This is a genomic window from Bradyrhizobium sp., from assembly GCF_030697065.1.
GTDB lineage: Bacteria > Pseudomonadota > Alphaproteobacteria > Rhizobiales > Xanthobacteraceae > Bradyrhizobium.
This window is the reverse complement of sequence record NZ_JAUYQU010000302.1, coordinates 1-4,764: the sequence shown is the minus strand read 5'-3', so window position 1 is coordinate 4,764 and position 4,764 is coordinate 1. Positions and strand designations below refer to the sequence as shown.

Below are 4,764 nucleotides of genomic sequence, written 5' to 3'. Positions count from 1 at the left end.
CGCTGGCCTGCCGAAGGCTGGAGGCGGTCGAGTCGCCGCATCTGCTGATCGGTGGGCTGGGCATGGGCTTCACGCTGCGCGCCGCGCTCGCGGTGCTGGGGCCGGCAGCGCGGATCACGGTGGTCGAACTGGTGCCCGCCGTGATCGACTGGGCGCGCGGGCCGATGGCCGAAATCTTCGGCGACAGCCTCGACGATCCGCGCGCGACGGTTCTCGGCGCCGACGTCATCGATGTGATCGCATCGAAACCACAGGCGTTCGACGCCATCCTGCTCGACGTCGACAATGGCCCGGAGGGGCTGATTCGCAAGGCCAATGACGGGCTCTACGATGCCAAGGGGCTGAAGGCGATCCATCGGGCGCTGAAGCCGGGGGGAGTACTCGCGGTCTGGTCGTCGGGGCCGCATCCGGCATTTTCCAGGCGGCTGCGCGACGCCGACTTCGAGGTCAACGAAGTCGCGGTCCGCGCCACCACCAAACGCAGCGGCGCGCGCCATTTGATCTGGTTCGCGACGAGGAAGACCTAGACGGTCTCTTCAACTTCGTCGGTCCAGACCTTGAAACTCACCAGCGTGTTCGGCCCGAAAGTCTGCGTGATCGGCACATCGGAGGCATCGCGGCCCTGCGCGATCAGCACCCGGCCGATGCGCGGGATGTTGTTGCGGGGATCGAATGTGTGCCAGTGGCCGCCGAGATAGGCCTCGAACCAGCCGGCGAAATCTCCGGCGGCCCAGGGCTTCGGCATGCCGATATCGCCGAGATAGCCGGTGCAGTATCGTGCCGGAATATTCATGCAGCGGCAGAAGGTGATGGCGAGGTGGGCATAGTCGCGGCAGACGCCCTTGCCCTCGTCGAATGCATCCGCCGCCGTCTTGGTGGCGCGGGCGTGCTCGTAGCCGAACTTGATGTGGTTGTGAACGAAATCGCAGATCGCCTGAACCCGTGCCCAGCCCGGCGGCGTGTTCTCGAACATCCTCCAGGCCACGTCGGACAGCCGGTCGGTTTCACAATAGCGGCTGCCCAGAAGATAGACCAGGGTCTCCGCCGGCAGATCTTCCACGGCATGCTGCACGGCGGACGGCACGATCGGGTCGGGCGAGCCGCTGTCGCGTACCATGCCGTCGGCGGCCAGCCGCACGCGGCCGGCGGGTGCCACGATGCGGCTGCACCAGTTGCCGAAGCCGTCGCGATAGGGCGTGATCTCGACCGGCGGATTGACGGTCAGAAAGTCTGGAATGATGACGTCGGACGCCCGCGTGAAATGCGCACCCAGCACCATGATCATCGGCGTGGGTTGCGGAAAGTCGTAAATCATCTCGTACCCGACGCGGATCTTCAAGCGACATACCCCGATGCTATGGTTATCTGAAATTCGACACGGTCTGTCGCTGAAGCCGGCGCCGCATTGTCCGCGATATCGACCTGGCGAAAATTTTGGGCAAGTGCAGTTGCCGTGCCGGCGGAACGGCCCTTTTTGCCGAAGTCATAATCGCCGGAGTCGCGAAAGGTTCCACTCCGCGGATTTTTCATTTAGCTCGCATTTTGGCCGTAAAAGGCGCAGCAATGGCCGGTAGTCAGTCAGCAATCAGGCGAGGCCGCCTGCCAAGGCCGTCCAGAATGCACGCCTCGTCCCGGCAGCTTCTTCCTCAGGTCGACCCCTCGTCGGCCGCTTTGATCGAGAGTAAAGCTGCCCATGTCCGACAAGCCAACCGAAGTTCCGAACGTCCTCATTGTCGAGGATGAAATGATGCTGCGCATGCGCGCGGTCGATATCGTGGAGGATGCCGGCTTCCACTCTGTCGAAGCCGTCAATGCCGACGAGGCGATGGCCATTCTGGAGTCCCGCTCGGACATATCGCTGCTGTTCACGGATATTCAGATGCCCGGCACCATGGACGGCCTCAAGCTGGCCCACACGGTGCACAACCGCTGGCCCGACATCAAGATCATCCTGGTCTCCGGCCAGGTGAGGCCATCCGTGGCTGAGCGGCCGGCCGACAGCCGCTTCTTCGGCAAGCCGCTGGCTGATCAGCAGATGATTGCCGAACTGCAGGCGATGGTGGGCAGGGGTGCCCTGGAGATCGTTCCAAAGCCGGTCGACCCGCCTGCGAGCAGGGCCATTCGCGTGGCAGCGCCAATCGAGCCATTGCCGCTTTCGGCGCAAGAGGCGGTGTTGTCGGCGGAGAACGACAGCCTTCGGGTGTTGCTCGAACAGGCCGGCATCGACGCCAAGATGCTGCTGGCGCAGGCCGGCATCGACGCCAAGGAGCGCGAGGCCGCCGACAAGCTGCAGAAGCTGATTCTGGGCGAACTGCATCATCGCATCAAGAATACGCTCGCTACCGTCAGTGCCATTGCGTCGCAGAGTTTCCGCGCGGCGCCCAGTACCGAGCACGGGCAGCAGGCCATGGAGGGCCGCCTGGCCGCGCTCGGACGCGCTCACGATCTGCTGATGCAGATCAGCTGGTCCAATGCCAGTCTCACCCATACTCTCAGCGGAGCGACCGAACCGTTCGAAAGCCAGGGCGCCCGTCGCTTCCACTTCAACGGGCCCGATATCCGCATTCCCTCGGGGGCCGTCATTGCGCTGGCGATGACGGTCAACGAACTCTGCACCAACACCACGAAATTCGGCGCGCTCTCGATTCCGACCGGCCGCGTCGAAATCGCCTGGGCCATCGACGAGCAAAAGCAGCGGCTCCGCCTGACCTGGACCGAAAAGGGCGGCCCGCCGGTCAAGCCGGCGGAACGCCGCAGCTTCGGCACCCGCATGATGGAGTCGCTCGGCCAGCAGTTGAACGGGCAGGTGCAGCTTTCCTACGCTCCTTCCGGATTCGTTTATGCGCTGGATGTACCGCTGGGGTCGCTGATCGCGGCGGCTTGACGCCACCTCACGGGGTGAATCCGCGGTCTCGAAGCCTGCTTGCTCGGGATTCAAGACAAATCGTAGCCGTCGAATTCCGCAGGCAGCCTTGGTAGGATGGGACGGCGCAACCTTGCGTCAGGGGTTCCATGCCGAAATTTGGCCAACAGATACGATTCTGCAAGTCCCGTGACGGCGCCCAGATCGCGATGGCCTCGATTGGCCGCGGGCCGCCGCTGCTGCGGACCGCACACTGGCTCAGCCATGTCGAACACGACGCTCGCAGCCCGGTCTGGACGCACTGGCTCGATGAGCTGTCGCGCGACCATACCTACATCCGCTACGACCAGCGCGGCTGCGGATTGTCCGACCGCTCACCGCCGTCGACCTGTTTCGAGGCGTGGATCGAGGATCTCGAGGCCGTCGTCGAGGCGCAAGGCCTGAAGAGTTTCCCGTTGTTCGGAATGTCGCAGGGCGGCGCGATCGCCATTGCCTATGCCGCGCGTCATCCCGACCGGGTGTCGCACCTGATCCTTTTCGGCGCCTATGGCAAGGGCGTGCTGCGCCGGAACATCACCGAGCAGGAACGCGAGGAAGCCGAGACGCTGGTCAAGCTGATCAGGCTCGGTTGGGGCCGCGACAACCCGGCGTTCCGCCAGGTTTTCACCTCGCAGTTCATTCCGGACGGCACAACCGAACAACACCAATGGTTCAACGATCTGGAGCGGATCTCGGCATCGCCTGACAATGCCGTGGCCATCGTGGAGCAGCTCTATCAGCTCGACGTCAGCGCGGAGGCAGCCAGCCTGCGGGTCCCGACACTGGTGATGCATTCGCGCCATGACGCCCGGGTGCCGTTCGAACAGGGCCGGCAACTGGCGGGACTGATACCGTCGGCCCGCTTCGTTCCGCTGGAAGGACGCAATCACGTGTTGCTCCCCGGCGAACCCGCATGGCCGCTGTTTCTGCAAGAGTTCCGCGCGTTCCTCGGGGACGCCGGCGGCTCGTCGCCGTCGTTGCGCCAGGCCGGCTTGACCGCGAGCGAGTACGCCGTCCTGACCCTGGTCGCGCGGGGGCTCGACAATGCGGCCATTGCCGCGGCGCTGAGCAAGAGCGAGAAGACGGTGCGCAACCAGGTGTCCAGTATTTTTTCAAAGCTCGGGGTCGGAACGCGGTCCCAGGCCATCGTGCTGGCCCGGGACGCCGGCATCGGCGAAGCGCCATAGGACTGCCAGCCCAGACTCCCTCGTCATTTCCTGCGGTTTGGCGGGCCGCATGGGACGCCGGCCTCATGACGGCCGGCGGATGCCGGGTCATGCTTCCACGCACAAAGGCGGTGAAGCATGGCAGCGACAGCGGTGACTCTGACATCATCTGACGGAAATACTGCTAAGGTTTGCGCGGCGCTTCGATCGCCGGCGTTGTCCCTGGCTCTGGCGGCGCTGTTCTGGTCGGGTAATTTCGTCGCCGGCCGCGCATTGCGCGGTGCGATAGACCCGGTGGCGCTCAACTTCCTGCGCTGGCTGCTCGCGCTCGCCATCATCGCGCCCTTTGTCTGGCAAAGCACGCTGGCCGCCTGGCCGGTGTTGCGCCGGGAATGGCGGCTGATCGCAGCGCTTGGCGCGACCGGGATCGCGGCGTTTCACATCCTGATCTATCTTGCGCTGCAAAGCACCACCGTCACCAGCGCTCTTCTAATTCTGTCGCTTACCCCGATCGCGACGCTGCTTGGGTCGACGTTTCTGGGATTGGGGCTGCCGTCCGGCAGGCAAATCGGCGGCGCATTGATCTCGATGGCCGGCGCGTGTGTCCTGATCACGCGCGGCGATCCCGCCGGCATCCTCGCCCAGGGTTTCCGCGCCGGAGATCTCTGGATGCTGGCGGCGGTCGCGGTCTGGGCG

The 4,764-nt window shown here is 64.7% G+C and carries 5 protein-coding genes; 4 read left to right on the top strand and 1 reads right to left on the bottom strand.

From position 1 onward, the window contains the following. A partial coding sequence (locus Q8R73_RS24105) for a spermidine synthase (protein WP_305722048.1) occupies positions 1–527 on the top strand: 527 nt, incomplete at its 5' end. Here Q8R73_RS24105 and Q8R73_RS24100 read toward each other — a convergent pair. Next, complete coding sequence (locus tag Q8R73_RS24100) at positions 524–1,339, bottom strand: transglutaminase family protein (protein ID WP_305722047.1); 816 nt, start codon at positions 1,337–1,339, stop codon at positions 524–526. The two genes, Q8R73_RS24105 and Q8R73_RS24100, sit on opposite strands and share 4 nt — an antisense overlap. A gap of 354 nt (positions 1,340–1,693) precedes the next feature. Between Q8R73_RS24100 and Q8R73_RS24095 the strand changes: the two genes are divergently transcribed. From Q8R73_RS24095 to Q8R73_RS24085, 3 genes are all read left to right on the top strand, one after another. Continuing rightward, positions 1,694–2,884 (top strand): sensor histidine kinase, encoded by a 1,191-nt coding sequence (locus Q8R73_RS24095; RefSeq protein ID WP_305722046.1) that lies wholly within the window; start codon positions 1,694–1,696, stop codon positions 2,882–2,884. 128 nt (positions 2,885–3,012) lie between these two features. Then, complete coding sequence (locus Q8R73_RS24090; protein ID WP_305722045.1) at positions 3,013–4,089, top strand: alpha/beta fold hydrolase; 1,077 nt, start codon at positions 3,013–3,015, stop codon at positions 4,087–4,089. A gap of 195 nt (positions 4,090–4,284) precedes the next feature. After that, a partial coding sequence (locus tag Q8R73_RS24085) for a DMT family transporter (protein WP_305722044.1) occupies positions 4,285–4,764 on the top strand: 480 nt, incomplete at its 3' end.